The organism is Stenotrophomonas sp. 80084_Sma (assembly GCF_056481995.1).
The window spans coordinates 1,775,412-1,799,980 of the sequence record NZ_CM151177.1; the positions used below are offsets into that span (position 1 = coordinate 1,775,412).

The following is a 24,569-nucleotide window of genomic DNA, read 5'->3' on the forward strand; positions in this document are numbered from 1 at the left end:
TTTCATCTACGGGCCAGCAGCACCAGCACCGCGCCGGTGCCGCCTTGTCCGGTCGGCGCCGAATGGAACGCCAGTACGTCGTTGCGCAGCCGCAGCAGGCGATCGACCAGATTCTTCAGCACCGGTGCACCGCCATCGGACTGCAGGCCCTTGCCGTGGATGATGCGCACGCAGCCATAGTCGTGTGCATGCGCCTCCAGCAGGAACTGGCGCAGCAGCGCCTCCGCCTGCGACGCAGTGGCGCCGTGCAGGTCCAGCTCGTCCTGCACCGAGTACTGGCCACGCTTGAGGCGCTGGAACAAGCGTGGTGGCAGGTTGTCGCGGCGATGGCTGGCCACGTCGCCGGCTTCCAGCGGCGTGCTGTCGCGCAGCAGCCGGGCGAATTCGCCGGCGGCTTCGGCCTCGTCACGTTCGGCCATGCGCGCGCGCGGCTTCGGCCGGGGCGCGGCAGGCGCCGGCTCGGCATCCTTGCGCAGCGGCGTCACTTCGCCGATGGCCGCACGGAACAATGCGGCCGGATCTTCGTCTTCAGGGTGCGACATGCGCACAGGGTAAACCGCCGGCGCAGCTCTGCCTATGACGGTTCGATGTCGGTCATGACCGCCGACAGGGTAGGACCGGCGGCTCGCATGCGGCACAATAGACGATGCCCTTGCAGGGTCGACGGCTTCCGCAGGGGAGTACGGCGGTCCCGCCCACACTGCACGGTGACGGAATCGAATTCTTGGAAAATCAAGCGGTTAAATCGAAGATGCGAATCCTGGTCAGTAACGACGATGGCGTCGACGCCGCAGGCATCCGGATGCTTGCTTCGGTGCTGCGCGAGGCCGGACACGAAGTCACGGTGGTCGCGCCCGACCGTGATCGCTCCGGCGCCAGCAATTCGCTGACCCTGGACCTGCCGATCCGCCTCAAGCGCATCGACCATTACACCGTCTCGGTGGCCGGCACTCCGACCGACTGCGTGCACCTGGCGCTGACCGGGCTGCTCGAGTTCGAACCGGACATTGTCGTGTCCGGCATCAACAATGCCGCCAACCTCGGCGATGACGTGATCTACTCCGGCACCGTCTCGGCGGCGATGGAAGGTCGCTTCCTCGGGCTGCCGGCGGTGGCGGTCTCGCTGGTTACCCGCAACCACGATCCGAAACACTTCGAGACCGCCGCGCGCGCTGCCGTGGAGATCGTTGCCCGGCTCAAGGCCGATCCGTTGCCGGCTGACACCATCCTCAACGTCAACGTGCCTGATCTGCCGTGGAGCGAGGTCGAGGGCTTCGAGGTCACCCGCCTCGGCAACCGCCACCGCGCCGAAGGCTGCATCGCGCAGAAAGACCCGCGCGGCAACGAGGTGTACTGGATCGGCCCGGCCGGCCGTGAGCAGGACTCCGGCCCCGGTACCGACTTCCATGCGGTGCGCACCGGGCATATCTCGATCACCCCGATCCAGGTCGACCTGACCCGCTACCAGGCACTGGAGAAAGTGGCCAGCTGGGTCGGCGGCCTCAGTGCCGCGCTGGACCGGCCGGCATGAGTCCACGCCTGCGCCTGCAACCGGAAGCCGTCGGTATCGGCATGACCTCGCAGCGTGTGCGTGACCGCCTGGTCGACCGCCTGCGCGAAGCCGGCATCGTTGACGAGCCGACCTTGAATGCGATCCGGGTGGTGCCGCGCCATCTGTTCATTGATGAGGCGCTGGCGTCACGGGCTTACGAAGACACTGCGCTGCCGATCGGCCACGGCCAGACCATCTCGCAGCCCTGGGTGGTCGCGCGGATGACCGAGGCGGTCCTCCAGGTCGCGCCGAAGCGGGTGCTGGAAGTCGGCACCGGTTCCGGTTACCAGGCCGCCATCCTCGGTGCGCTGGGCCTGGAGGTCTACACCGTGGAGCGAATCGGTGATCTGCTGCGGCAGGCCCGCAAGCGCTTCCGTGCGCTGGGCATGAACATCCGCACCAAGCATGACGACGGTCGCGTCGGCTGGGCCGAGCACGGTCCGTTCGATGCCATCGTGGTTACTGCGGCGGCGCCGGCACTGGTCGACGCCCTGATCGAGCAACTGGCCGAGGGCGGCCGCCTGGTGGCGCCGGTCGGTGGCCCCGGGGCGCAGTCGCTGGTACAGCTGGACCGCAAGGCCGACGGCAGCATCGAACAACACGTGCTGGCGCCGGTCACGTTCGTGCCGCTGCTGTCTGGCATGCTCGACTAATCCACGGAGCAGGGTTGCATGAAGATTTTCGGGCCGCTGTACGAGCGGGCGATGAAGTGGGCGGCGCACGAACGCGCGCCGACCTACCTGACGGTGTTGAGCTTCTTCGAGGCGATCATCTTCCCGGTGATGCCGGAGGTGATGCTGGCGCCGATGTGCGTGGCCCAGCCCAAGCGCGGTTGGTGGTTCGCCACCCTGAGCCTGGCCGGCTCGATGGTCGGCGCACTGGTTGGCTACGCGCTGGGTCATTACGCCTTCGAGGCGATCAAGCCGCTGTTCGAGGCGCTGGGTATGCTGCCGGCCATCGAGCAGGGCATCACCACCGTGCAGGCGAAGATGGCCGAGTCGCCGTGGGCAGTGTTCACCTTCCTGGTGCTGGGCGGATTCATGCCCATCCCGATGAAGGTCTTCACGTGGGCATCGGGTATCGTCGGTGTACCGATGCCGCAGTACCTGTTGAGCATGCTGATCGGTCGTGGCAAGCGCGTGTTCGTGCTGGCTGCGGTCATCCGTATCGGTGGTGCGCGTGCTGAAGCGGCACTGCGTCGCTGGATTGAACCGCTGGGCTGGATCGCCACCGCGCTGGTGGTGGTGCTGATCGCCTGGCTTGTATGGAGGTCGAAGTTCGCATGAGTCCTGATCGTCTGAGCAAGGGAGTGCGCATCGGCGCGCTGGCGTTGCTGGTTTCCACCCTGTCCGCCTGCGGCACCGCCACCGTGGTTCGTCCTGGTGGTGGCAGCACCGGTGGCGGTGTGACCACGCCGAAGACCTCGGTACCCAAGCCGGGGCAGACCGTGGTGGTGCGCAAGGGCGACACCATCTATGCGCTGGCCCGCATCCATGACATCACCCCGGCCGACCTGATTGCCTGGAACAGCCTGGACAACCCCTCGACGATCTATCCGGGGCAGGTGATCCGGCTGTATCCGGCCGGTGCCAGCGGCGGCCGCGCGCCCACCACGGTGGTCACCCCGCCGCGTTCCGGTGGCAGCAGTGGCGGCAGCACCACGCCGGCCCCGGCGCCGGTCGGTCCGGTGAAGAGCAACATCGCCTGGCGCTGGCCGGCTGATGGCGCCATCGTTGGCCGTTACGTGGCTGGTGATGCGACCAAGCAGGGCGTCGACATCGCCGGCACCAGCGGCCAGGCGGTCAAGGCCACCGCCAATGGCGTGGTGGTGTATTCCGGCGCCGGCCTGGTCGGCTACGGCGAGCTGATCATCATCAAGCACAGCGACCAGTGGCTGTCGGCCTATGGCCACAACCGCAAGCGCCTGGTGAATGAAGGCCAGAGCGTGAAGGCCGGTGAGCAGATCGCCGAAATGGGCCGTACCGGTGCGAACCGCGACATGGTCCACTTCGAGATTCGCTACAACGGCAAGCCGGTCGACCCGCAGCAGTACCTGCCGGCACGCTGATCGTCAGATGCGATAGCGCCGGGCCATGCCCGGCGTTCCTGACCTGTAGAGGCGAGCCATGCTCGACCCGGGTACTGCAGAGTGGTCATTTGCGACCTTGTGTGTCGCAGGCTCACCTTCACGGCGGACGGGATACCCGGCATTCTTGAGCGGTCCCAGTCGATCCGGTGCCCCATGCTCCGTCTTGCTTCCACTCTCGCGTTGCTCATCGTCGCGCCGCTGGCCTCCGCAGCCAGCGATCCGCGCGACGTGGTCACCCGTCTTTACGCGGCCGTCCAGGCGCTGGCTTCGGACGAAGCGACCATTCCGCCGTTGCTGGGCGATGCGCTGCGCTCAGCCATCGATGCGCAGCGCGCTTACGAGCGGACCTGTGCGGTGCTGGCCGCGCATGACGAGAAGCCGCACATGCTGGACCAGAGCCCGTATCTCATGGCGCCGGATCGGCCGGAAACGGTAAAGGTGGGGCTGCCCGCGACGAGCGGCGATGGCAGTTGGGTGCTCGTCGAAATGGCGATAGGCGACTATCGCTGGACCGACCGTGTCCTGCTGCAAAGGCAGGGCCAGGACTGGAAGGTCATGGACATCCGCTGGGGCCAGGGCGGCAACCTGATCGGGCGGCTGAAGCAGTTCTCGGCCTTCCGCTGCACCGCTTCTGGCGGCTAGCGCCGGGGCGCGCCCGACGCCTCGACCTCAGCCTTCCAGAATGAAAGCGGCCGCGACCTTGCGGCCTTCGCCCGCCAGGATGTTGAAGGTGCGCGCGGCGGCCGGATTGTTCATCACTTCCAGGCCGATGCCGCGTGACAGGCAGGCAGCCATCACCACTGCCGGCGGGAATACCTGACGGTCACCCGTGCCGAGCACGATCAGCGCCGGGTTCAGCGCCAGGATCGGCTCCAGGTCAGCCAGCTGCAGCGCGGTGGCGCTCACTACCGGCCATTGCGTGACCAGCTGGTCCGGGGTCAGGAAGAAACTGCTGCCCAGCACCTGGTCATTCACCTTGGCCGAGCGGCCATCGGCGGCGCGCAGGCTGTAGGCGTAATCGGGCGGTTCGTGGTTCAGCTGCATGGCAGTAAGACGATCAGCCGCGCGGCAGCACGATCTGGCGCTGTTCCTTGCTCGGGCGGTACAGCACGGCGACGTGGCCGATGCGCTGTACCAACGCGCTCTCGGTGGCTTCGACGATCTCGCCGATCATCACGTCACGGGCGTCGCGGTCTTCGGCAGCGACCTTCACTTTGACCAGCTCGTGGCGCTCCAGCACTTCGTTCAGCTCAGCGATGAAGGCCGGGGTCACGCCCTTGCCGCCGGTCTGCAGCAGGGCCTTCAGGTCGTGGGCTTGGCCGCGCAGGAAACGGGTCTGGGAAGCGGTCAGGGCGATGGACATGCAGGAAAACACGGTTGAATGGGGCGATCAGGGTATCATGAGGACCCCATCAGCCCCTATTTTCAATGGCTACCCGCAGCAAAAGCAGCCAGCGCTGGCTCAAGGAACACTTCTCCGACCCCTTCGTGAAGAAGGCCCAGGCCGAAGGCATGCGCTCGCGCGCGGCCTACAAGCTCGAAGAGCTGCTGGAACGTGACCGGTTGCTGAAGCCGCACATGGTGGTGGTCGACCTCGGCGCGGCCCCCGGCGGCTGGTCTCAGCAGGTTCGGAGACAGATCGGCGACACCGGCCGCGTGCTGGCATTGGATATCCTGGACATGCCTCCGCTGGCCGGTGTGGAGTTCCTTCATGGTGACTTCAGGGAAGAGGCCGTTCTATCGCAGTTTGAAGCCATGCTCGGGGATCAGCCGGTAGACCTTGTGCTGTCGGACATGGCCCCCAATAAGAGTGGTGTAGGCGCGGTCGACCAGCCGCGGATGATGCACCTGGCGGAGCTGGCTCTGGATTTTGCCGACAACCACCTGAAGACCGGTGGGGCATTCCTGATCAAGCTGTTCCAGGGCGAGGGCTTTGACGACTACGTGCGCGACATGCGCCGCCGGTACGACAAGGTCTCCATCCGCAAGCCGGAAGCCTCGCGCAAGCGCTCTCCCGAGGTGTATGCCTTGGGTCAGGGAAAACGCGCCCACATGAAGTAAGCTCGCAATGTACGCAAGTTCGACCCCAACGCAACGCCAGCACTGAGAGGAACACCGGAGCCAATGAGGATGAACGACTTGACCAAGAACCTCCTGCTATGGGTGGTCGTCGCCGTCGTGCTGATGGTGGTCTTCCAGAGCTTCTCGCCGAAGTCCTCCGGGGCCGGCGCGCAGGGCGCGTCGTACTCGCAGTTCCTGGATCAGGTGGACAGTGGCAACGTGCAGAAGGTCGCCTTTGGCGGCGACATGCGCGGCGGCACCAGCCAGCTGACCTACACCACCCGCGGTGGGCAGTCGTCCACCATCACCGCACCGTTCGATCGTGACCTGATCAACGTGCTGCGTACCAAGAACGTGGAGATCGTGCAGGAGGAGCCGTCCAGCGGCATTTCCCTCGGCGCGATCCTGATGAATTTCCTGCCGGTCATCCTGATCATCGGCTTCTGGTTGTTCATCATGCGCCAGATGCAGGGCGGTGGTGGCGGTGCCAAGGGCGCGATGTCCTTCGGCAAGTCGCGCGCCAAGCTGCAGGGCGAAGACCAGATCAAGGTCACCTTCGCCGACGTCGCTGGCTGCGACGAGGCCAAGGAAGAAGTGGGCGAGCTGGTCGACTTCCTGCGCGACCCGTCCAAGTTCACCAAGCTGGGCGGCAAGATTCCGCGCGGCGTGCTGATGGTCGGCCCGCCGGGTACCGGCAAGACGCTGCTGGCCAAGGCCATCGCGGGCGAAGCCAAGGTGCCGTTCTTCTCGATCTCCGGTTCGGACTTCGTGGAAATGTTCGTCGGCGTCGGCGCCAGCCGCGTGCGCGACATGTTCGAGCAGGCCAAGAAGCACGCCCCCTGCATCATCTTCATCGACGAAATCGACGCCGTCGGTCGTCACCGTGGCGCCGGCCTGGGCGGCGGTCATGACGAGCGCGAGCAGACCCTGAACCAGCTGCTGGTCGAAATGGACGGTTTTGAAGGTGGCGAAGGCGTGATCGTGATCGCTGCGACCAACCGTCCCGACGTGCTGGATCCGGCGCTGCTGCGCCCGGGCCGTTTCGATCGCCAGGTCGTGGTCGGCCTGCCGGACGTGAAGGGTCGCGAGCACATCCTGAAGGTGCACATGCGCAAGCTGCCGCTGGCCGACGACGTCGAGCCGATGGTGATCGCGCGTGGTACCCCGGGCTTCTCCGGCGCCGACCTGGCCAACCTCTGCAACGAGGCTGCCCTGTTCGCCGCGCGTGGCAACGAGAAGGAGGTCCGCATGGACCACTTCGACCGTGCCCGCGACAAGATCCTGATGGGTGCCGAGCGCCGCTCGATGGCCATGAGCGAGGAGGAGAAGACCCTCACCGCCTACCACGAAGCCGGCCACGCCATCGTCGGCCGTCTGGTACCCGAGCATGACCCGGTCTACAAGGTCACCATCATTCCGCGCGGCCGTGCGCTGGGTGTGACCATGTACCTGCCGGAAGGCGACAAGTACTCGATGAACCGCGTGGCGATCAAGTCGCAGCTGTGCTCGCTGTACGGTGGCCGCGTGGCCGAGGAGCTGATCTTCGGTGCCGACAAGGTCACCACCGGCGCCTCCAACGACATCGAGCGCGCCACCAAGATGGCCCGCAACATGGTCACCAAGTGGGGCCTGTCCGACCAGCTCGGCCCGATCGCCTATGGCGAAGAGGACGACGAGGTGTTCCTGGGCCGTTCGGTCACCCAGCACAAGAGCGTGTCCAACGACACCGCGCGCCGCATCGACGAGGAAGTGCGCAACATCCTCGATGAGGCTTACGCACGCACCACCGAGCTGATGACGGCCAACCTGGACAAGCTGCACGCGATGTCCCAGCTGCTGCTGCAGTACGAGACCATCGACGCGCCGCAGATCGACGCCATCATGGAAGGCCGCGATCCGCCGCCGCCGGCCGGTTGGAACAAGTCGAACAAGGATGGTGGCAACGACAAGGGCGGCGACGCCCGTCCGCTGCCGCCGATCGCAGGCCCGGCCGAATCGCACTGACGGCCCGCTGCACGTGACACCAGACGAGGCCGGGGCAACCCGGCTTCGTCGTTTCCGGGCCACTGGCCCATCCCGAAGAACTGATCTAACGCTGGAGCCCGCATGTCCGCCCCGAAGCCCGAACCGATTTCCCACACCGCCGAAATGGTCATCGCCACCGTGGTCGGCGTGGGTGTGGGCCTTGGGGCCGACAATCTGCTGCTGGGCTGCGTGGTGGGTATCGGTGTCGGCATCGTGCTGAGCATCGCCAGGACCCTGTACGTGGACCGCAAGCGCCGCCGCCGTTAAGGGTGTCGGCAGGGCTGCGCCCTGCGCCCGCGGTAGTGCCGGCCGCTGGCCGGCAACCTCAGCAGCAACAGCAACAGCGGGCTTTCCGTAGGATGGCGGGGCGGTGTCGGAGTGCGGGGACGCTGCAAGTACGTCCCTGTAAGCTTGGCAGCCGCTTGCTCGCGTGCGCATTCCTGCGCACACGGCAAGACCGGGGTTGGGCGTCCTGCCCAACCCGCCCGAGGCATGCCTCGGGCCCATGCGGCTGACACCCCGCACTCCGACACCGCCCCACCTCTGACAGATCTCCGCGGCTGTTGGTAGATGTCGACCTTGGTCGACACATCTGTCAGATATCGAATGAGTCATCCACGCATGGCGTGGATCTACTGCAGATCGCAGAAAACTGTCGAAGGCGGGGTGGGTCCGGTTGCGGGGGCGTGAGCGCCATGGATGGCGCGACCGAGCCTCCATGGACGGATTCACGGCGTCCCCCGCAACCGGACCCACCCCGCCATCCCTCAGTAAACCCGCTGTTGCTCCGGCTCTTGCTGTAGCTCTGGCCTCTGCGGGTGCAGGGCGCCGCCCTGCCGAACTAAACTACCCGCCGTTGTCCCTGCAGGATTGCCCATGTTCGATACCTCGCCCCAGCTCGATTGCGCCGGCCGCATCCTGCGCCTCGACCGCGCCCGGGTCATGGGCATCGTCAATGTCACCCCGGACTCGTTCTCCGATGGCGGCGCGCACGACACCACCGAGGCCGCGGTCGCACATGGCCTGAAACTGGTCGAGGACGGCGCGGACCTGCTCGATATCGGTGGCGAATCCACCCGCCCCGGCGCCGCGCCGGTATCGGTCGAGGACGAGCTGCGCCGGGTGCTTCCGGTGATCGAGCAGCTGGCCGTCCGCACCCAGGTGCCGATCAGCATCGACTCCTTCAAGCCCGACGTGATGCGGGCGGCAGTGGCCGCTGGCGCCGGCATGATCAATGACATCTACGGCCTGCGCCAGGAGGGGGCGCTGGATGCCGCCGCTGAAGCCGGCGTGCCAGTGGTGCTGATGCACATGCAGGGCGAGCCGGGCCATATGCAGGCCGATCCGCATTACGACGACGTGGTCGCCGAGGTGCATGGTTTCCTGGTGCAGCGCCTGTTCGCTGCCGAGATGGCGGGCATCGCGAAGAAGAACCTGCTGATCGATCTCGGTTTTGGTTTCGGCAAGACTACCGCTCACAACATGACCCTGCTGGCGCGCTCGGAACGCTTCCTGGAACTGGGCGTGCCGATGCTGGCTGGCCTGTCGCGCAAACGCAGCTTGGGCGAACTGACCGGCCGCGACACGCCGTCTGAGCGAGTGGCTGCTTCGGTTGCCGCACACCTGATCGCAGTCCAGCGAGGTGCGCGCATCGTGCGCGTGCATGACGTGGCCGCCACGGTCGACGCACTGAAGATCTGGCAGGCAGTGGAGGCCGTACCGACGCCGCGCGCCGACGCCACGCCGACGATCCGCTGGCCGGACGAAGACTGATGGGGATCGACCAGCGGCCGCTGGCGATCGCCGTGATGGGACCGACCGCCAGCGGCAAGACCGCCACCGCGATCGCTCTGGCACAGCAGCTGGATGGCGAAATCGTCAGCGTCGATTCGGCGCTGGTGTACCGCCACCTGGATATCGGTTCGGCCAAGCCCGATGCGGCAGAGCGTGCGCAGGCGCCGCACCATCTGCTGGACCTGCGCGATCCCTGGCAGACCTACTCGGCAGCCGAATTCGCCGCCGATGCCGGCCGGGTCGTGGCCGACATCGTGGCACGCGGCAAGATGCCGATCCTGGCCGGTGGCACTGGCCTGTACTTCCGCGCCCTGTTGCAGGGCCTGTCGCCGATGCCCGAGGCCGATCCGGCGACGCGCGAAGCGCTCAGCGCCGAGGCGGCCGAGCGTGGCTGGGCGGCGCTGCACGCAGAGTTGGCCAAGGTCGATCCAGCAGCAGCGGCACGCATCCATGCCACCGACCCGCAGCGCATCCAGCGGGCGCTGGAGGTCTATCGCCTGACCGGCACCCCCATCACTGAATGGCAGCGCCGGCCGGGCGTGGCGCCGTTGCCGGTGCGCACCCTCAAGCTGATCCTGGCGCCGCGTGACCGCGCGGTGCTGCACCAGCGCATCGAGGCGCGCTTCGACGCCATGCTGGCGCAGGGCTTCCTCGACGAGGTGCGGGCGTTGCGCGCGATGCCGGAAATGGCTGCCGTGGAGGCGCCACTGGACCTGCCGGCGGTGCGCGCGGTCGGCTATCGGCAGGCCTGGGAGTACCTGGACGGGGAGGGCGATGCCGCCCGCTTCCGTGACAAGGCGATCTTCGCCACGCGCCAGCTGGCCAAGCGCCAGCTGACCTGGCTGCGCGGCGAGCTTGATGCGCGCTGGTTCGACCCCCATATCGACCAGGAGCGCCTGGCCGGCGCGGTGTCGACCTTCGTCGCACGCTGAACCCCCGCCAGCCGTGTAACATCATCGGTCGGCGGGCGGCTCGGGGGCCGTGGCAACCGTCGGCAACCCAATAAGAACAATAATCAGGAGTGTGCAATGTCCAAGGGGCAATCGCTGCAGGATCCTTTCTTGAACGCACTGCGGCGCGAACGCGTGCCGGTTTCGGTGTACCTGGTGAACGGCATCAAGCTGCAGGGCACGATCGAGTCGTTCGACCAGTTCGTGGTCCTGCTGCGCAACACGGTCAGTCAGATGGTCTACAAGCACGCCATTTCCACGGTCGTTCCGGCACGCAACGTGAAGGTCGGTCCGGGTGGCGGTTACGTGCAGTCGGGTGAAGGTGGTCAGGCAGGTGATGAAGCAGACGAGTAATACCGGAGCGGTGAATGTTTGACCGCTCGAAAAAGGGTGAACACGCCCTGTTGATCCAGCCCCATTTCGGCAAGCTGGAAGACGATGTGCTGGAAGAATTCGGTGATCTGGCCCGCTCGGCTGGGGCCAGCATCGCCGCGACGATCACGGCACGCCTGGACCGTCCGAATCCGTCGACCCTGATCGGCAGCGGCAAGCTGGACGAGATCAAGGCCGCGGCCGATGCCAGCGGTGCCGACCTGATCCTGGTCAACCATGCGTTGAGCCCGGGCCAGGAGCGCAACCTGGAACGCTTCCTCGAGCGCCGGGTGATCGACCGTACCGGCCTGATCCTGGACATCTTCGCCCAGCGTGCGCACAGCCACGAGGGCAAGCTGCAGGTCGAGCTGGCACAGCTGCGTCACCTGGCCACGCGGCTGGTGCGCGGCTGGACCCACCTGGAGCGCCAGCGCGGTGGTTCGATCGGCCTGCGTGGCCCGGGTGAAACCCAGCTGGAAACCGACCGCCGCCTGTTGCAGAAGCGGGTCGAGCAGCTGCAGAAGCGGCTGGAAAAGGTCGAGGTGCAGCGGACCCAGATGCGCCGTGCGCGCGTGCGCAGCGAGCTGCCGCGTGTCGCGCTGGTGGGCTACACCAACGCCGGCAAGTCGACCCTGTTCAACGCCATGACCGGCGCCGAGGCCTATGCCGCCGACCAGCTGTTTGCCACGCTGGATCCGACCGTGCGCCGCATCGCGGTGCCGGGCGGCAACGTGGTGCTGGCCGACACCGTCGGCTTCGTCCGTGATCTGCCGCATGACCTGGTCGCTGCGTTCCGCTCGACCCTGTCCGAGGCGCGCGAGGCCGATTTCCTGCTGCATGTGGTCGACGCCGCCGATCCGCACCGCGAGGAGCGCATCGCCCAGGTCGACGAGGTACTGACCGCGGTCGGTGCCGGTGACCTGCCGCAGCTGCTGGTGTTCAACAAGATCGACCGCATCGAAGGTGCCGACGTCCGCCACGATGGCCAGGACGGTATCCCGGATGAGTCGCGCCGGGAGCGGGTGTGGATTTCCGCGCGTGACGGGCAGGGCCTGGAGCTGCTGCAGGCAGTGCTGGGCAAGCGCCTGGGCCTGCAGCATGTCACCGGCGAACTGCGCCTGCCGCCGGATGCCGGCCGCCTGCGTGCGCGCCTGCACCAGCTGGAAGTGATCCGCAGCGAGCAGGCCGACGAAGACGGCTGGCTGCTGCAGGTCGACCTGCCGATTGCCGAAGCCGAAAAACTGGCTGCCAGTGCCGACGGCGCGCCGATCCGGGCGCTGCTGCCGGAGAAACTGCCGGAGTGGTGAGGTAGCGGCCCATGCCCGGTAGTGCCGGCCGCTGGCCGGCAGCGTAACCGTGCCGGAGGGGCGCGACATCCAGCTGTCATCTGCGGTACAACGTGCAGGTTCTTCACCCCACCGTCATGCCGATGTCCATTCCCACCGACGCTGAACTCAATGCCCAGTCCGCCGCGCTCGGGCAGCGCCTGCAGCAGGCTTCGCTGCAGCTGGTGACCGCTGAAAGCTGCAGTGGTGGCTGGATCGCCAAGTGCATGACCGATATCGCCGGTTCCTCGGCGTTCTTCGACTGCGGCATGGTGGTCTACAGCTACGAGGCCAAGCAGCGCCTGCTGGGCGTGCGTGCGCAGACCCTGGAGCAGTTCGGCGCGGTCAGCCGCGAAACCGTGCTGGAAATGGTGTCCGGTGCGCTGGTCAATTCCGGCGCCGGTATCGCCGTGGCGGTGACCGGCATCGCCGGTCCTGGTGGCGGCAGCCCGGACAAACCGGTCGGCAGCGTCTGGATTGGCTGGAAGCGCCGCGGCGGCTATGCCCGTGCCGAGCTGTTCCAGTTCGATGGCGACCGCGAAGCCATCCGCCGGCAAACCGTGGCGGCGGCATTGCGCGGTATCGACGCCCAGCTGTGACATGCTGCTCCGGTAATCGTCCGGAGCACGCATGATGTGGGAAACGCTGGGCACGGTCCGTGACCTGGGCCGACTGCAGGAAATCGCCGTCGTCCTGATCCGCTATGGCTTCGGCGATGTGGTGCGGCGCATCGGCCTGGCCAGCACGCTGGAGCGGGCAGGGCGCCTGCTGCACTGGAACGAGGAGCGGCAGGAACTGCTGCGGATGACCGCGCCGGTGCGCGTGCGCAGCGCGATGCAGGATCTCGGCCCGACCTTCGTCAAGCTCGGCCAGGTGCTGGCGACGCGCGTCGACCTGCTGCCGCCGGAATGGATCGCCGAGCTCTCTGAACTGCAGAACGCAGTACCGGCGCTGCCGTACGCGGATATCCGTGAGCAGCTCGAGGCCGATCTTGGCGCATCGCCTTCAGAAGTGTTCGCCTTCCTTGATGAAACCCCGATGGCCGCCGCCTCGCTGGCGCAGGCCCATCGCGCGCGTCTGCATGACGGTCGCGAGGTGGTGCTGAAGGTGCGTCGCCCCGGCATCCGCGATGTGGTCGAAGCGGACCTGCGGCTGCTGGCCCGCCTGGCCGAGATCGTTGAAGCCCGGCTTCCGGACCTGCGTCGTTACCGCCCGGCCGAGGTGGTGCAGCAGTTCACGGTGTCGCTGCGCCGCGAGCTGGATTTCGCCGCCGAGTGCCGCAATGCCGAGCGCATCGCGCGCAACTTCAAGGGCCGCGACGACATCCTGATTCCCGACGTGCACTGGCAGTGGACCTGCGAAAGCCTGAATGTGCAGGACTTCGTCGACGGCATTCCAGGGCGTGATCTGGCCGGCGTCGATGCCGCGGGGCTGGACCGGCGCGAACTGGCGCGACGCGGTGCGGACATCGTGCTGAAGATGGTGCTGGAGGACGGCAGCTTCCACGCTGATCCGCACCCGGGCAACATCATCTACCTGCGTGACGGCCGCATCGGTGTGATCGATTTCGGCATGGTCGGTGCGCTGTCCGAAGTGCGTCGTTTTCAGGTCGCGCAGCTGCTGCACGGGCTGGTCGAGCAGGACCCGCAGGGCGTGGCCGACGTGCTGCTGGACTGGGCCGGCGGCGTGGAAGTGGACGAGAACCGGCTGCAGCACGACATCAGCCAGTTCGTCGACCAGTACCGCGGCGTGCCGTTGAAGGACCTGCGGATCGGCCTGATGCTGGGCGACATCACCCAGTTGCTGCGTAGCTACAGCCTGACCCTGCCGGCCGACCTGGCGTTGATGATCAAGGCGTTCCTGACCCTGGAAGGCATGGGCCGCCAGCTCGACCCGGATTTCGACATGGCCAGTGCCGCTCGCCCGTTCCTGGAACGGGTGGTGCTGCAGCGCTATGCGCCCAGGGCCCTGCTCAAGCGCGGCCGCCGCAGCTTGCTGGGCCTGGTCGACTTCGCCGGTGAACTGCCCCGCGACCTGCGCAAGCTGGTCCAGGCCGCCCGCCGTGGGCGCCTGCAGCTGAAGGTGGAAACCACGGCGCTGCAGGGCTTCGGCGAGCAGGTGAACCGTGCGGCGAACCGGCTGGTGATGGGCATCGTCACCGCCGCATTGATCATCGGCTCGTCGATCGTGATGCACAGCGTTGGCGGCGTCTCCAGCCGCTGGCTGCTGGCACTGGGCGTGTGCGGCTTCATCGGCGCCGGCTTCTGCGGCGTCTGGATCCTGTTTTCGATCTGGAGAAGCGGCAAGCACACATAGTGTGCTTGCCGCAGCGGTTCCCAACGGGAACCGCGGAATCGCTGCGCGATTCCTGTAGAGCCGACCGCTGGTCGGCTGCTTTTGCTCCGCCTTTGTCTCTGCCAGCCAGGCCAAGCCCAGCGACGATCGCCGAGCACAGCTCGGCACTACAGCCGTCGCCGTGTCGCCCCCGGCACTTGCAGTCCCGCTCATTAGTAGTAATACTACTAACCATGGACCTGACCGACACCCAGCAGGCGATCCTGCAGTTGATCGCCGAGCGTATCGAGAGCGAAGGCGCGCCGCCGTCGCAGACTGAAATCGCACGTGCGTTCGGCTTCAAGGGCGTGCGCGCGGCCCAGTACCACCTGGAAGCCCTGGAGCAGGCCGGTGCGATCCGTCGCATCCCGGGCCAGGCCCGCGGCATCCGCCTGGTACAGGCGCCGCCTGTCGAGAAGCTGGCCGAGCCGGGCCTGCCCGACAGCGTCCTGCGCCTGCCGGTGCTGGGCCGTGTCGCAGCCGGCCTGCCGATCGGTGCCGATATCGGCTCGGACGACTTCGTGGTGCTGGACCGGGTGTTCTTCTCGCCGGCACCGGATTACCTGTTGAAGGTGCAGGGCGATTCGATGATCGACGAGGGCATCTTCGACGGTGACCTGATCGGTGTGCACCGCACCCGCGATGCTCATTCCGGACAGATCGTGGTGGCCCGCATCGATGACGAGATCACCGTCAAGCTGCTGAAGATCGCCAAGGATCGTATCCGCCTGCTGCCGCGCAATCCCGACTACAAGCCGATCGAGGTGCTGCCTGACCAGGACTTCTCGATCGAGGGCCTCTATTGCGGCCTGTTGCGACCCAACCGTTGACCCGTTCCATAGCGCATTACCCCGCGGTCTTTTGTGGCGATTCTCTGGTTCCACTGAGGTTGGTACGGATGTCCGATAATTCTTTTCAGAGCGCCGGGCAGAATCTCAGCCTGTGCGATACGTCCGACTTAAAGTGAACCCATGGCAAAGAAGACCCCCAAAGACAGCACCTCCAACGACACGACCTCTGCAAGGACCAATCCGATGGACGAGAACAAGAAGCGCGCCCTCGCTGCAGCTCTGGGCCAGATCGAAAAGCAGTTCGGCAAGGGCTCGGTGATGCGCATGGGCGACCGCGTGGTCGAGCCCGTCGAAGCCATCCCGACCGGTTCGCTGATGCTCGACATCGCGCTGGGCATTGGCGGTCTGCCGAAGGGCCGTGTCGTTGAAATCTACGGGCCGGAATCCTCGGGCAAGACCACGCTGACCCTGCAGGCCATCGCCGAATGCCAGAAGATGGGCGGCACCGCGGCCTTCATCGACGCCGAGCACGCGCTGGACCCGATCTACGCCGCCAAGCTGGGCGTGAACGTGGACGACCTGCTGCTGTCGCAGCCGGATACCGGCGAGCAGGCGCTGGAAATCGCCGACATGCTCGTCCGTTCGGGTTCGGTGGACATCCTGGTGATCGACTCGGTCGCCGCGCTGACCCCGAAGGCCGAAATCGAAGGCGAGATGGGCGACCAGCTGCCGGGCCTGCAGGCCCGCCTGATGAGCCAGGCGCTGCGCAAGCTGACCGGCAACATCAAGCGCTCCAACACCCTGGTGGTCTTCATCAACCAGCTGCGCATGAAGATCGGCGTGATGATGCCGGGCCAGAGTCCGGAAACCACCACCGGCGGCAACGCGCTGAAGTTCTACGCTTCGGTGCGCCTGGACATCCGCCGTATCGGCGCAATCAAGAAGGGCGACGAGATCATCGGCAACCAGACCAAGATCAAGGTCGTCAAGAACAAGCTGGCGCCTCCGTTCAAGCAGGTCATCACCGAGATCCTGTACGGCGAAGGCATCAGCCGCGAGGGCGAGCTGATCGACATGGGTGTGGACGCCAAGCTGGTCGAGAAGGCCGGCGCCTGGTACAGCTACGGTGAGGAGCGCATCGGCCAGGGCAAGGACAACGCCCGTGGCTACCTGCGCGACAACCCGACGGTCGCTGCCAAGCTTGAAGCCGAGCTGCGCGAGAAGTTCCAGCCGACCGAAGCCAGCCGTGAGGAAGGCGACGACGAAGGCGACGACGAATAAGGCTTGCTGTGGGGCAGGGCGGCGCCGTCAGTGACGTCGCCCTGTCCCGCAGGTTCGAATCGCCCAGGGATGGGCAGGGCGCCACGGATGGCGCCACCCTTGGAGCACCGATGTCCGACGCCGACGACATTCCCACCGGCCGCAAGCGCCGGCCGCGCGAGCAGACGCCCGTGCAACGCGCTCTGGGCCTGCTGGTCCGCCGCGAGCACTCGCGCAAGGAGCTCACCCGCAAGCTGACCTCACGCGGTATCGAAGACGAAGCCGCGCAGGCGGCTGTGGCCAAGTTGACAGAGGCCGGCTGGCAGGACGACACCCGTTTCGCCGAGAACCTGGTGCGGATGCGCGCCAACACCGGTTATGGGCCGATCCATGTCCGCGCCGAGCTGGGCACTCACGGCCTGGACAGTGCCGCGATTGCCGCGGCGATGGACAGCTACGAAGGCGACTGGCAGGAAAATGCCCGTGATCTGGTCCGCCGACGCTTTGGCGAGGCCGGTCCGCAGGACCTGACGCAGCGGCGCAAGGCCGCCGATCTGCTGGCCCGACGGGGCTTCGACGGCGACAGCATCCGCCGTGCGACCCGCTACGACCCGGATGACTGAGACTGGCGGCGCCGGGCCTGATACCCTTTAGGTTTTCGGCGGTCCCTCGCGACCCTGGCCAACGCGGCCGGTGGTCCGGGCCCGCCGGCCCGCAGACTGCCAGCCCCCAATGAACGCATCCGCCAAATTCACGACTTCCCAGATCCGCAGCGACTTCCTTGAATTCTTCAAGGGCAAAGGCCACACCATCGTGCCGTCGGCGCCGCTGGTGCCGGGCAATGATCCGACCCTGCTGTTCACCAACTCCGGCATGGTGCAGTTCAAGGACGTGTTCCTTGGCGCGGAGAAGCGCAGCTACGTGCGCGCGGCCGACGTGCAGCGCTGCCTGCGCGCGGGCGGCAAACACAACGACCTCGACCAGGTCGGCTACACCGCACGCCACCACACTTTCTTCGAAATGCTGGGCAACTGGTCGTTCGGCGACTACTTCAAGAAGGATGCGATCGCCTGGGCCTGGGAACTACTGACCCAGGTCTGGAAGCTGCCGGCCGAGCGCCTGCTGGTCACCGTCTACCAGACCGATGACGAAGCGTACGCACTGTGGCGCGACATGGTCGGCGTGCCGGAAGAGCGCATCGTGCGCATTGGCGACAACAAGGGCGCACCGTTCGCTTCGGACAACTTCTGGCAGATGGCCGACACCGGTCCGTGCGGCCCGTGCACCGAGATCTTCTACGACCACGGCGACCATATCGCCGGCGGCCCCCCGGGCTCCCCGGATGAGGACGGCGACCGCTTCATCGAAATCTGGAACCTGGTGTTCATGCAGTTTGACCGCCAGCCCGACGGCACCCTGGTGCCGCTGCCGGCGCCGTGCGTGGATACCGGCATGGGCCTGGAGCGCCTGGCGGCGATCCTGCAGCACGTGCACACCAACTACGAGATCGACCTGTTCCAGGCGCTGATCCGCAAGGCGTCCGAGCTGACCGGCACCGCCGACCTGGAAAACAAGTCGCTGCGCGTGATCGCCGACCACATCCGTGCCTGTTCGTTCCTGATCGTCGACGGCGTGCTGCCGTCCAACGAAGGCCGCGGCTACGTGCTGCGCCGTATCATCCGCCGCGCCCTGCGCCACGGCTGGATGCTGGGTGTGCGCCAGCCGTTCTTCAGCAAGCTGGTGCCGACCCTGGTCGAGCAGATGGGCGAGGCCTATCCGGAACTGCCGGCGGCGGTCGATACCGTCACCCGTGCGCTGCAGGCCGAAGAAGAGCGTTTCGCTGAAACCCTCGACGCCGGCATGAAGATCTTCGAAGACGTTGCCGGCAAGGCCAGCAATGGCGTGATCCCCGGCGTTGATGCGTTCCGCCTGTACGACACCTATGGCTTCCCGCTCGACCTGACCCAGGACATCGCCCGCGAGCGCGACCTGACCGTCGACATCGCCGGCTTCGATGCGGCGATGGAGCAGCAGCGCGAGACCGCGCGCGCGGCCGGCAAGTTCGGTGGCGGCGTGACCCTGCCGGCCGAGCTGGTGGCGACCCTCAGCCCGACCGTGTTCCTGGGGTATGACCGCCTGCAGGCCGACGGCCTGACCGTGCTGGCCCTGCTCAAGGACGGTCGTCCGGTGCAGTCGGCCGATGCCGGTGATGCGGTCATCGTGATCACCAACCAGACCCCGTTCTACGCCGAGTCCGGCGGCCAGGTCGGCGACACCGGCGTGCTCACCGGCAACGGCGTGCGCCTGGCGGTAGAAGACACCCAGAAGTTCGCCGGCCAGTTCCATGGCCACGTCGGCACCCTGTCCGAAGGCGGCCTGAAGGTCGGTGATGTGCTGTCCGGCCAGGTCGATGGCGAGCGCCGTGGCGCCACCATCCTCAACCACTCCGCCACCCACCTGCTGCATGCCGCCCTGCGCGAAGTGCTGGGCACCCACGTGCAGCAGAAGGGCTCGCTGGTGGCGCCGGACCGCCTGCGCTTCGACTTCTCGCACTTCCAGCCGATCAGCGCGGAAGAGCTGGCCGTGATCGAGCGCAAGGTCAACCAGCAGGTGCGTGCCAACAACGCTGCCGAAGTGCACAACATGGGCATGCAGGAAGCGCTGGACTTCGGCGCGATGGCCCTGTTCGGCGAGAAGTACGGCGAACACGTGCGCGTGCTGAAGATGGGTGACTACTCCACCGAGCTGTGCGGCGGTACCCACGTCAACCGCACCGGCGACATCGGCCTGTTCAAGATCACCTCCGAGGGTGGTGTCTCCGCTGGCGTGCGCCGTATCGAAGCGGTCACCGGCCAGGGCGCCCTGGACTACGTGGACGCCGAAGAGGCTCGCCTGGCCGAAGCCGCCGACCTGCTCGGTGGCAGCGCTGCCGACGTGGTCGAGAAGATCCGTGCCCTCGGCCAGCGCCAGAAGCAGCTGGAGCGCGAACTGGACGCCGTGAAGGCCAAGGTTGCCGCCGGTGCTACCGCCGACCTGTCCGGCCAGGCGGTCGAGGTTGCCGGTGTGAAGGTGCTGGCCGCCCGTCTGGAGGGCTTCGATGCCAAGGCCCTGCGTGACGCCATGGACCGCCTGAAGCAGCAGCTGGGCGATGCGGTGATCGTGCTGGCCGGCGCCCAGGACGGCAAGGCTGCCCTGGTCGCAGGTGTGAACGGCAGCGCAATGGGCAAGGTCAAGGCCGGGGAACTGTTGTCCCATATCGCCGGTCAGATCGGGGGCAAGGGCGGCGGACGCCCGGACCTCGCCCAGGGTGGTGGCGAGGACGGGCCCGCCCTTGCCACTGCGCTGGCTGCAGTCGTCGAATGGGTCAGCCCCCGCCTGTGATGAACCTGGCCTTCCCCCTCCTTGTAGGAGCGGGACGGCTGACGGTACCATTGCGAATCTTTTCCCTTTGTCGTGGTAGCGCTTCTTGACGGAGCGTCAAGCCGGTGGGGGATACCCTTCCACACGGTTCCATGGAGACTTACAAAAATGTTGATCCTGACTCGCCGCGTCGGCGAAACCCTGATGATCGGAGACTCGGTGAGCGTCACCGTGCTTGGCGTCAAGGGTAACCAGGTGCGTATCGGCATCACCGCGCCGAAGGACGTCGCTGTGCATCGCGAAGAGATCTATCAGCGCATCCAGCGCGGTGACGAAGCCGGTGGCACCGGTAGCGAAAATTCTGCCGAATAACGCTTTACCTTCGCACTCGATTAACGTTATGATTCACGCCCCGCTGAGGTGCAACGCACCAGACGCGGAGAAAACCCCGGAGTGATGCCCGAGTGGCCGAAGGGGCTCCCCTGCTAAGGGAGTATAGGGTCAAAAGCTCTATCGAGGGTTCGAATCCCTCTCACTCCGCCAGATACAAAGAAGCGCCTGCAGATCCTCGATCTGCAGGCGTTTTTCTTTATCCGACACTCGAAAGTACAGCCGGCGTGGAGCTGGCTATCCTGGCTGATCCGTACGGGTGGCAGGCACTGGCGCGGGCGTCGCCGCTGGTGCCGGAGCGGGCGCACCGGGCAGCTGTGGCGGTTCAAGATAGCGAGTTGAGGTTTCCCGCCACAGCAAGGCAAGCGTGCAGTCGTTGGCACGTTCCCTGCACATTCTTTCGGCCTTCCGCTGCGCGGCGTCCGCGGTCTTCTCACCCAGTGCAAAGCCCAACGCAATCGTGCCGGTCGCTATGGCCGAATAGCCTTCGCTGCTGGTGCTGGCGGACTGACCGCAATTGCGCGATCGCGCTGCGCAGTAGTGCAGCGACTGCTGCATCGCAGTGGTGAGGGAAGATTGGTTCATCGAATAGCCGTAGCGGCCATCCTTGTCGTAGGTGATCGCAGACGCAGCACTTGCGCCTGATGAAACGGACAACAACAGCGCCAGTGAAACCGCATGCTTCCAGTTCATCACGCTCTCCTTTTCTGCCGATGGTGAATCAACCGGGGAGCGTGGCGCAACCACGCAGGGGGGGCGATGGACGACGCCTGCAGGCCGTCTGCCTGCAGGCGTGTACCGATGCATCCGGTTGTCAGAGCTTCACCGTCACACCCACCTGGAAGCCCCGCCCGGGCAACGGTGCGATGTACTTCAACGGCGAATTGTGCGGCCGTGCTTCTTCATTGAGCAGGTTGCTGCCGTTGACGAACACCTCCACGCCGGCGATGTAGCTGTTGCGCACCGGCAGTTCGCGGCTGACCTGCAGGTCGACCATGTTGAACGCATCCAGTGGCACTTCCTCGCTGACATTGCGGCCGAGGTAATTCTGGGTGTCGTAGTAGGTGCTGGACAGCTGCGCCTTCCAGCCCTCGCGCTGCCATTGCAGGTTGGCACCGTAGCGGTTGGTCGGCATGTTCGGCAGGTACTCGCCGTCATTGTGGGCACGCAGCGAATCGGGGCGGTCGGCCTTGTTCTTCACCAGGTCGGCGAAGGCGGACACATTCAACGTGCCGAAGCGGCCCAGGTCCAATGCCTGCGAAGCATCGATCTCGAAGCCCTTCACCGTGGTGTCGGTCTGCTTCCAGTACTTCAGTGGCAGGCGGTTGGCGGTCTGCAGGCCGGAGTAGCCGAGGTAGAGATAATTCTCGTACTTCATCCGGTACGCGGTGGCGGAGAGCTCGAAACCGCCGAGATGGAACAGGCCGGTCAGTTCCAGGTTCTTCGCGCGTTCCGGTTCCAGATTCTGGTTGCCTTCTTCCTGGGTCATCACCGAGTAGTGTGCGTTGCTGGCATACAGCTCGTTGATCTCCGGGGCACGTTGCGAAGACGAGTAGCGCACCTTGGCCGCGAACATCGGCCCCAGCTCGACATACGAACCCAGGCTGTAGCTGTTGAGCCGGTAGTCGCGGTCCTGCAGTTTGGTGTTGGCGGCATTGCGCGCGGTCTTGAAGCGGCTTGGTTGCAGGTCATGGTCAACGCGCTCGTGGCGCACGCCAGCGTCGAAACTGGCCCAGCCGAAGTCGAGCGTTTCCTTCAGGAACACCGCATTGCTGCGGGTGTCCACGTCCGGCAGGTAGCGCTGAGAACCACTGCCGGTGACATCACGCGACTGATGGCTGAAACCGAGCAGGCCGCTGAGCGGGCCGATGCGTTGATGGCTGAGCAGCAGCTCGGCCTGGGTGCTCTCGAAATCGTAGTCGTTGGCCTTGGTGGCGCCCAGCCGCTCGCCTGAGGTGTTGTCCAGCTTGGAAACGCGGAGTTCCGCGCGCTCGAACCACGGTAGTGGATCACGCAGCAGGGCTTCCAGCGCGTAGCGCTGTTGCTTGATCACCACGCCCACCGGCAGGCCATCGGCATAGTTGGAACCGAACGACAGGTTCTGCATCGAGAAGCCTGGAACGCCGTACTCGCTGTCCTTGGCATCAATGCTGACACCCACGTAGCCACGGTCGAAGAACAGGGTCGAGCCGAAGGCCACCTGACTGTTGCGCGCATAGCTGTTGCCCAGCCGGTGATGGTAGTCGGGCGTCACATCGTTGTTGATCTGCTTCTGCACATACGACGGCGTGCCGGGCACGTAGGCCGGGTTGACCGGATTGATGTAGGTGCGGCGCTGCCAGACCGACGTCGGATTGTTGGTGTAGAAGGAGAAATCACCATCGGCCCAGTCCGGGTTCTCGGTCATGAACTGGTCGATGTACGGCTGCGAGGCTTTGTTGTAGATCTGCTGGACGCGCGCCTCTTTCTGGCAGGCGTCGGCCAGTGCCGAGTTGACGCCCCCGCCTGCCGGGAACAGCCCGGTGTTGCAGACGCTGGCCTTGCTGTTGCCGGGGATGTCGTAGTGCGAGATGCGCTGCCGCGACACCTGCAGATTGGTGGAGATGTTGCGCTGGTTGTTGAAGTTCATGCGGAAGCCCTGCGCGTCGGCCGCGTTGAAGCCCTTGCGCAGGACCAGTTCCATCGACTGATCCCTGTCTTCCATGCTGCGCGAGATCAGGCCCGAGTCGATCTCCACGCTGCCGCCGATCGCATTGCCCCCATAGCGCACGGTGTTGGAGGACTTGTTGACGGTGACGCTGCGTACGAACAGCGGATCGAACGGGATGTTGATGTCACCGCTGATCGCGTTCATGCCCAGAATCGATTGGCCGTCCTGCAGGATCTGCACGCGGTTGCCGCTGAGGCTGCGGATGACCGGAGCGCCCGCGTTTGGCCCGAAGGCGGTGCTCTGCACACCGGAGACATGTTCGAGCAGGCCGCCGAGGGTGCGGTTCTGCGCCTGCGGATTGTCGACGGCGACCCGGCTGTCGATGCGCGAGGGCTGGGTGGCCTGGACCTGGAGGGTGGGGAGGGTGGGTTCGTCCGCGGCCTGGGCGGTGTGGACGGCGAACAGAATGGCTGCAGCAAGGAGATGGCGGCGCATGACACGATCCGTGAAGTTGATGTGAAATGTTATAACGTAACTCTTTGTATCGACAAGGGCGGATTGGGCCTTGCCACCAGGGCTGGATATGAGAACGGTTCTCATATGAGAATGGCGGGTGATTCTTCACGGGCGCACCATGCACAGCCTCACCCTCGCCGACCTGGACCGCTTGGGCCGCAGCAGTGGTTTCCGCTATCGGCTGCCAGCACTCGCGTCCGCCGCCGATTCGGGCGCGCTGTGCGTGGTCGAGGGCAGGGTGGAACAGCGCTGCTTGCGCCCTGGCATCAGCCTGGCGCTGTCGGACGTGGTCGCGCATCAGCCGTTCGAGGCGACTTCGGAGGCACCCCCGCCGTTCGCTGCGATCGTGATGCTGGAAGGTCGTGCCGGAGCACGCCTGGAAGGACAGGCTGTGATCGGCATGAACCGCGGCGCCGGCGCGATGGTGTTGGCCGATGCCACGCCGATGACTGCGATTCATCCGGCCGGTCAACGGATGCGCAGTCTGAATGTCTCGCTGGATGCACCGGCCGAGATGGATGATCCGGTGATCAGCGAACTGCTGTTGCAGGCGCATCGCCATGGTCGCCGGCGGCTGCACAGCTGGCAGGTACCCGCGCATCTTGAACATGCCGCCGAACAGTTGCTGTCGGGGACCTGGCAGGGCGCAATGCATGCGCTGCTGTGCGAGGGTGTGGGCCTGCAGATGCTGGCGATGGCGTTGGGTGCGCCTGCCCAGGAGGCATCGCCGGACCAGCGTGTTTCAGCACGTGATCGCCGCATGCTGCAACGGGTGATCGACTGCCTGCAGGCATCACCTGCGGCTGACCACAGCCTGGAGGATCTGGCGCGCCTGGCCTGCATGAGCCCGAGCAGCCTGCGGCTGAAGTTCCAGCAGGTGCACCGGTGTTCGGTGTTCGCCTGGCTGCGCGAGCGGCGCCTGCAGCTGGCCTGCGAGCAGCTGCGGCAGGGCTGCAGCGTGCAGCAGGCCGCACATTTCGTCGGCTACCGGCACGCCACCAATTTCGCGACCGCATTCCGCGCGCGCTACGGCATCGCGCCCAGCGAGCTTCGCTGAGTCCGGACCACCGTCGGCAGTGCGCATACGCCTGCTGCGTCCG

At 66.0% G+C, this 24,569-nt stretch carries 25 protein-coding genes and 1 tRNA gene; 21 read left to right on the forward strand and 5 right to left on the reverse strand.

Annotation, left to right across the window (positions count from 1 at the left end; all coding sequences use genetic code 11):
• Nucleotides 1–2 precede the first annotated feature (2 nt).
• Nucleotides 3–542 (reverse strand): Smr/MutS family protein, encoded by a 540-nt coding sequence (locus tag ACZK3W_RS08375; protein WP_478450638.1) that lies wholly within the window; start codon nt 540–542, stop codon nt 3–5.
• A 209-nt stretch (nt 543–751) separates the two neighbouring features.
• Here ACZK3W_RS08375 and surE point away from each other — a divergent pair, with 209 nt between their 5' ends.
• From surE to ACZK3W_RS08400, 5 genes are all read left to right on the forward strand, one after another.
• Nucleotides 752–1,531: a 5'/3'-nucleotidase SurE gene (surE, locus tag ACZK3W_RS08380; RefSeq protein ID WP_180837497.1), complete on the forward strand. Its 780-nt coding sequence runs from the start codon at nt 752–754 to the stop codon at nt 1,529–1,531.
• Nucleotides 1,528–2,205, forward strand: coding sequence for a protein-L-isoaspartate(D-aspartate) O-methyltransferase (locus ACZK3W_RS08385; RefSeq protein ID WP_010485977.1), 678 nt, complete (start codon nt 1,528–1,530; stop codon nt 2,203–2,205). Before surE ends, ACZK3W_RS08385 begins: the two co-directional genes overlap by 4 nt.
• Before the next feature lie 18 nt (nt 2,206–2,223).
• The gene (locus ACZK3W_RS08390; RefSeq protein WP_014036746.1) at nt 2,224–2,838 is read left to right on the forward strand and encodes a YqaA family protein; all 615 of its coding nucleotides are present in this window, start codon (nt 2,224–2,226) and stop codon (nt 2,836–2,838) included.
• Nucleotides 2,835–3,620, forward strand: a complete 786-nt coding sequence (locus ACZK3W_RS08395) for a peptidoglycan DD-metalloendopeptidase family protein (RefSeq protein ID WP_253144629.1) — start codon at nt 2,835–2,837, stop codon at nt 3,618–3,620. Before ACZK3W_RS08390 ends, ACZK3W_RS08395 begins: the two co-directional genes overlap by 4 nt.
• Nucleotides 3,621–3,794: 174 nt before the next feature.
• Nucleotides 3,795–4,283: a hypothetical protein gene (locus tag ACZK3W_RS08400; RefSeq protein WP_478450639.1), complete on the forward strand. Its 489-nt coding sequence runs from the start codon at nt 3,795–3,797 to the stop codon at nt 4,281–4,283.
• Nucleotides 4,284–4,310: 27 nt separating this feature from the next.
• Here the strand turns inward: ACZK3W_RS08400 and ACZK3W_RS08405 are convergent, their stop codons facing one another.
• Together ACZK3W_RS08405 and yhbY are read right to left on the reverse strand one after the other, a co-directional pair.
• Nucleotides 4,311–4,685 (reverse strand): Mth938-like domain-containing protein, encoded by a 375-nt coding sequence (locus ACZK3W_RS08405; RefSeq protein ID WP_012510659.1) that lies wholly within the window; start codon nt 4,683–4,685, stop codon nt 4,311–4,313.
• A 13-nt stretch (nt 4,686–4,698) separates the two neighbouring features.
• Nucleotides 4,699–5,004, reverse strand: a complete 306-nt coding sequence (gene yhbY, locus ACZK3W_RS08410; protein WP_004152868.1) for a ribosome assembly RNA-binding protein YhbY — start codon at nt 5,002–5,004, stop codon at nt 4,699–4,701.
• A gap of 65 nt (nt 5,005–5,069) precedes the next feature.
• Between yhbY and rlmE the strand changes: the two genes are divergently transcribed.
• The 15 genes from rlmE to ACZK3W_RS08485 all read left to right on the forward strand — a co-directional run bounded on the left by rlmE (nt 5,070) and on the right by ACZK3W_RS08485 (nt 20,456).
• Nucleotides 5,070–5,702, forward strand: a complete 633-nt coding sequence (rlmE, locus tag ACZK3W_RS08415; RefSeq protein WP_005409014.1) for a 23S rRNA (uridine(2552)-2'-O)-methyltransferase RlmE — start codon at nt 5,070–5,072, stop codon at nt 5,700–5,702.
• Nucleotides 5,703–5,771: 69 nt separating this feature from the next.
• Nucleotides 5,772–7,706: an ATP-dependent zinc metalloprotease FtsH gene (ftsH, locus tag ACZK3W_RS08420; protein WP_010485966.1), complete on the forward strand. Its 1,935-nt coding sequence runs from the start codon at nt 5,772–5,774 to the stop codon at nt 7,704–7,706.
• 102 nt (nt 7,707–7,808) lie between these two features.
• Nucleotides 7,809–7,994, forward strand: a complete 186-nt coding sequence (locus tag ACZK3W_RS08425; RefSeq protein WP_021202558.1) for a hypothetical protein — start codon at nt 7,809–7,811, stop codon at nt 7,992–7,994.
• A gap of 609 nt (nt 7,995–8,603) precedes the next feature.
• A complete protein-coding gene (gene folP, locus ACZK3W_RS08430) occupies nt 8,604–9,500 on the forward strand; it encodes a dihydropteroate synthase (RefSeq protein WP_125895280.1) in 897 nt (298 codons plus the stop codon).
• The gene (gene miaA, locus ACZK3W_RS08435; protein ID WP_125895282.1) at nt 9,500–10,453 is read left to right on the forward strand and encodes a tRNA (adenosine(37)-N6)-dimethylallyltransferase MiaA; all 954 of its coding nucleotides are present in this window, start codon (nt 9,500–9,502) and stop codon (nt 10,451–10,453) included. The genes folP and miaA overlap by 1 nt, the downstream gene beginning before the upstream one ends.
• Nucleotides 10,454–10,549: 96 nt before the next feature.
• Nucleotides 10,550–10,825: an RNA chaperone Hfq gene (hfq, locus tag ACZK3W_RS08440; RefSeq protein WP_004152891.1), complete on the forward strand. Its 276-nt coding sequence runs from the start codon at nt 10,550–10,552 to the stop codon at nt 10,823–10,825.
• 14 nt (nt 10,826–10,839) lie between these two features.
• On the forward strand, nt 10,840–12,150 hold the full coding sequence (hflX, locus tag ACZK3W_RS08445) for a ribosome rescue GTPase HflX (protein ID WP_032128411.1): 1,311 nt from the start codon (nt 10,840–10,842) through the stop codon (nt 12,148–12,150).
• A gap of 122 nt (nt 12,151–12,272) precedes the next feature.
• On the forward strand, nt 12,273–12,767 hold the full coding sequence (locus ACZK3W_RS08450; protein ID WP_010484249.1) for a CinA family protein: 495 nt from the start codon (nt 12,273–12,275) through the stop codon (nt 12,765–12,767).
• Nucleotides 12,768–12,801: 34 nt separating this feature from the next.
• Nucleotides 12,802–14,484: a 2-polyprenylphenol 6-hydroxylase gene (gene ubiB, locus ACZK3W_RS08455; protein ID WP_049461320.1), complete on the forward strand. Its 1,683-nt coding sequence runs from the start codon at nt 12,802–12,804 to the stop codon at nt 14,482–14,484.
• A 212-nt stretch (nt 14,485–14,696) separates the two neighbouring features.
• Nucleotides 14,697–15,332: a transcriptional repressor LexA gene (gene lexA, locus ACZK3W_RS08460; RefSeq protein ID WP_032128412.1), complete on the forward strand. Its 636-nt coding sequence runs from the start codon at nt 14,697–14,699 to the stop codon at nt 15,330–15,332.
• Between the two features lie 204 nt (nt 15,333–15,536).
• The gene (gene recA, locus ACZK3W_RS08465; RefSeq protein WP_010484252.1) at nt 15,537–16,574 is read left to right on the forward strand and encodes a recombinase RecA; all 1,038 of its coding nucleotides are present in this window, start codon (nt 15,537–15,539) and stop codon (nt 16,572–16,574) included.
• 110 nt (nt 16,575–16,684) lie between these two features.
• The gene (gene recX / locus ACZK3W_RS08470; protein WP_125895284.1) at nt 16,685–17,176 is read left to right on the forward strand and encodes a recombination regulator RecX; all 492 of its coding nucleotides are present in this window, start codon (nt 16,685–16,687) and stop codon (nt 17,174–17,176) included.
• 109 nt (nt 17,177–17,285) lie between these two features.
• Nucleotides 17,286–19,934: an alanine--tRNA ligase gene (gene alaS / locus ACZK3W_RS08475; protein ID WP_125895286.1), complete on the forward strand. Its 2,649-nt coding sequence runs from the start codon at nt 17,286–17,288 to the stop codon at nt 19,932–19,934.
• Nucleotides 19,935–20,081: 147 nt separating this feature from the next.
• Entirely contained in the window at nt 20,082–20,285 is a 204-nt protein-coding gene (gene csrA, locus ACZK3W_RS08480; protein ID WP_004152909.1) for a carbon storage regulator CsrA, read from the forward strand.
• Between the two features lie 78 nt (nt 20,286–20,363).
• Nucleotides 20,364–20,456 (forward strand) — tRNA-Ser (locus ACZK3W_RS08485).
• A gap of 84 nt (nt 20,457–20,540) precedes the next feature.
• On the opposite strand, the gene ACZK3W_RS08490 is transcribed toward ACZK3W_RS08485, so the two are convergent.
• Nucleotides 20,541–20,996, reverse strand: coding sequence for a DUF4189 domain-containing protein (locus tag ACZK3W_RS08490; RefSeq protein ID WP_180838531.1), 456 nt, complete (start codon nt 20,994–20,996; stop codon nt 20,541–20,543).
• Between the two features lie 121 nt (nt 20,997–21,117).
• A complete protein-coding gene (locus ACZK3W_RS08495; protein WP_125895290.1) occupies nt 21,118–23,448 on the reverse strand; it encodes a TonB-dependent receptor in 2,331 nt (776 codons plus the stop codon).
• A gap of 139 nt (nt 23,449–23,587) precedes the next feature.
• Between ACZK3W_RS08495 and ACZK3W_RS08500 the strand changes: the two genes are divergently transcribed.
• Nucleotides 23,588–24,526: a helix-turn-helix transcriptional regulator gene (locus tag ACZK3W_RS08500; RefSeq protein ID WP_049422688.1), complete on the forward strand. Its 939-nt coding sequence runs from the start codon at nt 23,588–23,590 to the stop codon at nt 24,524–24,526.
• The last annotated feature ends 43 nt before the right edge of the window (nt 24,527–24,569 follow it).

Coding starts and splice junctions, on each gene's coding strand:
- ACZK3W_RS08495 (WP_125895290.1), bottom strand. CDS start 23,448: ATGCGCCGCCATCTCCTTGCTGCAGCCATTCTGTTCGCCGTCCACACC.
- ACZK3W_RS08395 (WP_253144629.1), top strand. CDS start 2,835: ATGAGTCCTGATCGTCTGAGCAAGGGAGTGCGCATCGGCGCGCTGGCG.
- ACZK3W_RS08425 (WP_021202558.1), top strand. CDS start 7,809: ATGTCCGCCCCGAAGCCCGAACCGATTTCCCACACCGCCGAAATGGTC.
- miaA (WP_125895282.1), top strand. CDS start 9,500: ATGGGGATCGACCAGCGGCCGCTGGCGATCGCCGTGATGGGACCGACC.
- lexA (WP_032128412.1), top strand. CDS start 14,697: ATGGACCTGACCGACACCCAGCAGGCGATCCTGCAGTTGATCGCCGAG.
- recA (WP_010484252.1), top strand. CDS start 15,537: ATGGACGAGAACAAGAAGCGCGCCCTCGCTGCAGCTCTGGGCCAGATC.
- hfq (WP_004152891.1), top strand. CDS start 10,550: ATGTCCAAGGGGCAATCGCTGCAGGATCCTTTCTTGAACGCACTGCGG.
- csrA (WP_004152909.1), top strand. CDS start 20,082: ATGTTGATCCTGACTCGCCGCGTCGGCGAAACCCTGATGATCGGAGAC.
- hflX (WP_032128411.1), top strand. CDS start 10,840: ATGTTTGACCGCTCGAAAAAGGGTGAACACGCCCTGTTGATCCAGCCC.
- ftsH (WP_010485966.1), top strand. CDS start 5,772: ATGAACGACTTGACCAAGAACCTCCTGCTATGGGTGGTCGTCGCCGTC.
- ACZK3W_RS08500 (WP_049422688.1), top strand. CDS start 23,588: ATGCACAGCCTCACCCTCGCCGACCTGGACCGCTTGGGCCGCAGCAGT.
- ubiB (WP_049461320.1), top strand. CDS start 12,802: ATGTGGGAAACGCTGGGCACGGTCCGTGACCTGGGCCGACTGCAGGAA.
- recX (WP_125895284.1), top strand. CDS start 16,685: ATGTCCGACGCCGACGACATTCCCACCGGCCGCAAGCGCCGGCCGCGC.
- alaS (WP_125895286.1), top strand. CDS start 17,286: ATGAACGCATCCGCCAAATTCACGACTTCCCAGATCCGCAGCGACTTC.
- surE (WP_180837497.1), top strand. CDS start 752: ATGCGAATCCTGGTCAGTAACGACGATGGCGTCGACGCCGCAGGCATC.
- ACZK3W_RS08490 (WP_180838531.1), bottom strand. CDS start 20,996: ATGAACTGGAAGCATGCGGTTTCACTGGCGCTGTTGTTGTCCGTTTCA.
- folP (WP_125895280.1), top strand. CDS start 8,604: ATGTTCGATACCTCGCCCCAGCTCGATTGCGCCGGCCGCATCCTGCGC.
- ACZK3W_RS08450 (WP_010484249.1), top strand. CDS start 12,273: ATGTCCATTCCCACCGACGCTGAACTCAATGCCCAGTCCGCCGCGCTC.
- rlmE (WP_005409014.1), top strand. CDS start 5,070: ATGGCTACCCGCAGCAAAAGCAGCCAGCGCTGGCTCAAGGAACACTTC.
- ACZK3W_RS08400 (WP_478450639.1), top strand. CDS start 3,795: ATGCTCCGTCTTGCTTCCACTCTCGCGTTGCTCATCGTCGCGCCGCTG.
- ACZK3W_RS08390 (WP_014036746.1), top strand. CDS start 2,224: ATGAAGATTTTCGGGCCGCTGTACGAGCGGGCGATGAAGTGGGCGGCG.
- ACZK3W_RS08375 (WP_478450638.1), bottom strand. CDS start 542: ATGTCGCACCCTGAAGACGAAGATCCGGCCGCATTGTTCCGTGCGGCC.
- ACZK3W_RS08385 (WP_010485977.1), top strand. CDS start 1,528: ATGAGTCCACGCCTGCGCCTGCAACCGGAAGCCGTCGGTATCGGCATG.
- yhbY (WP_004152868.1), bottom strand. CDS start 5,004: ATGTCCATCGCCCTGACCGCTTCCCAGACCCGTTTCCTGCGCGGCCAA.
- ACZK3W_RS08405 (WP_012510659.1), bottom strand. CDS start 4,685: ATGCAGCTGAACCACGAACCGCCCGATTACGCCTACAGCCTGCGCGCC.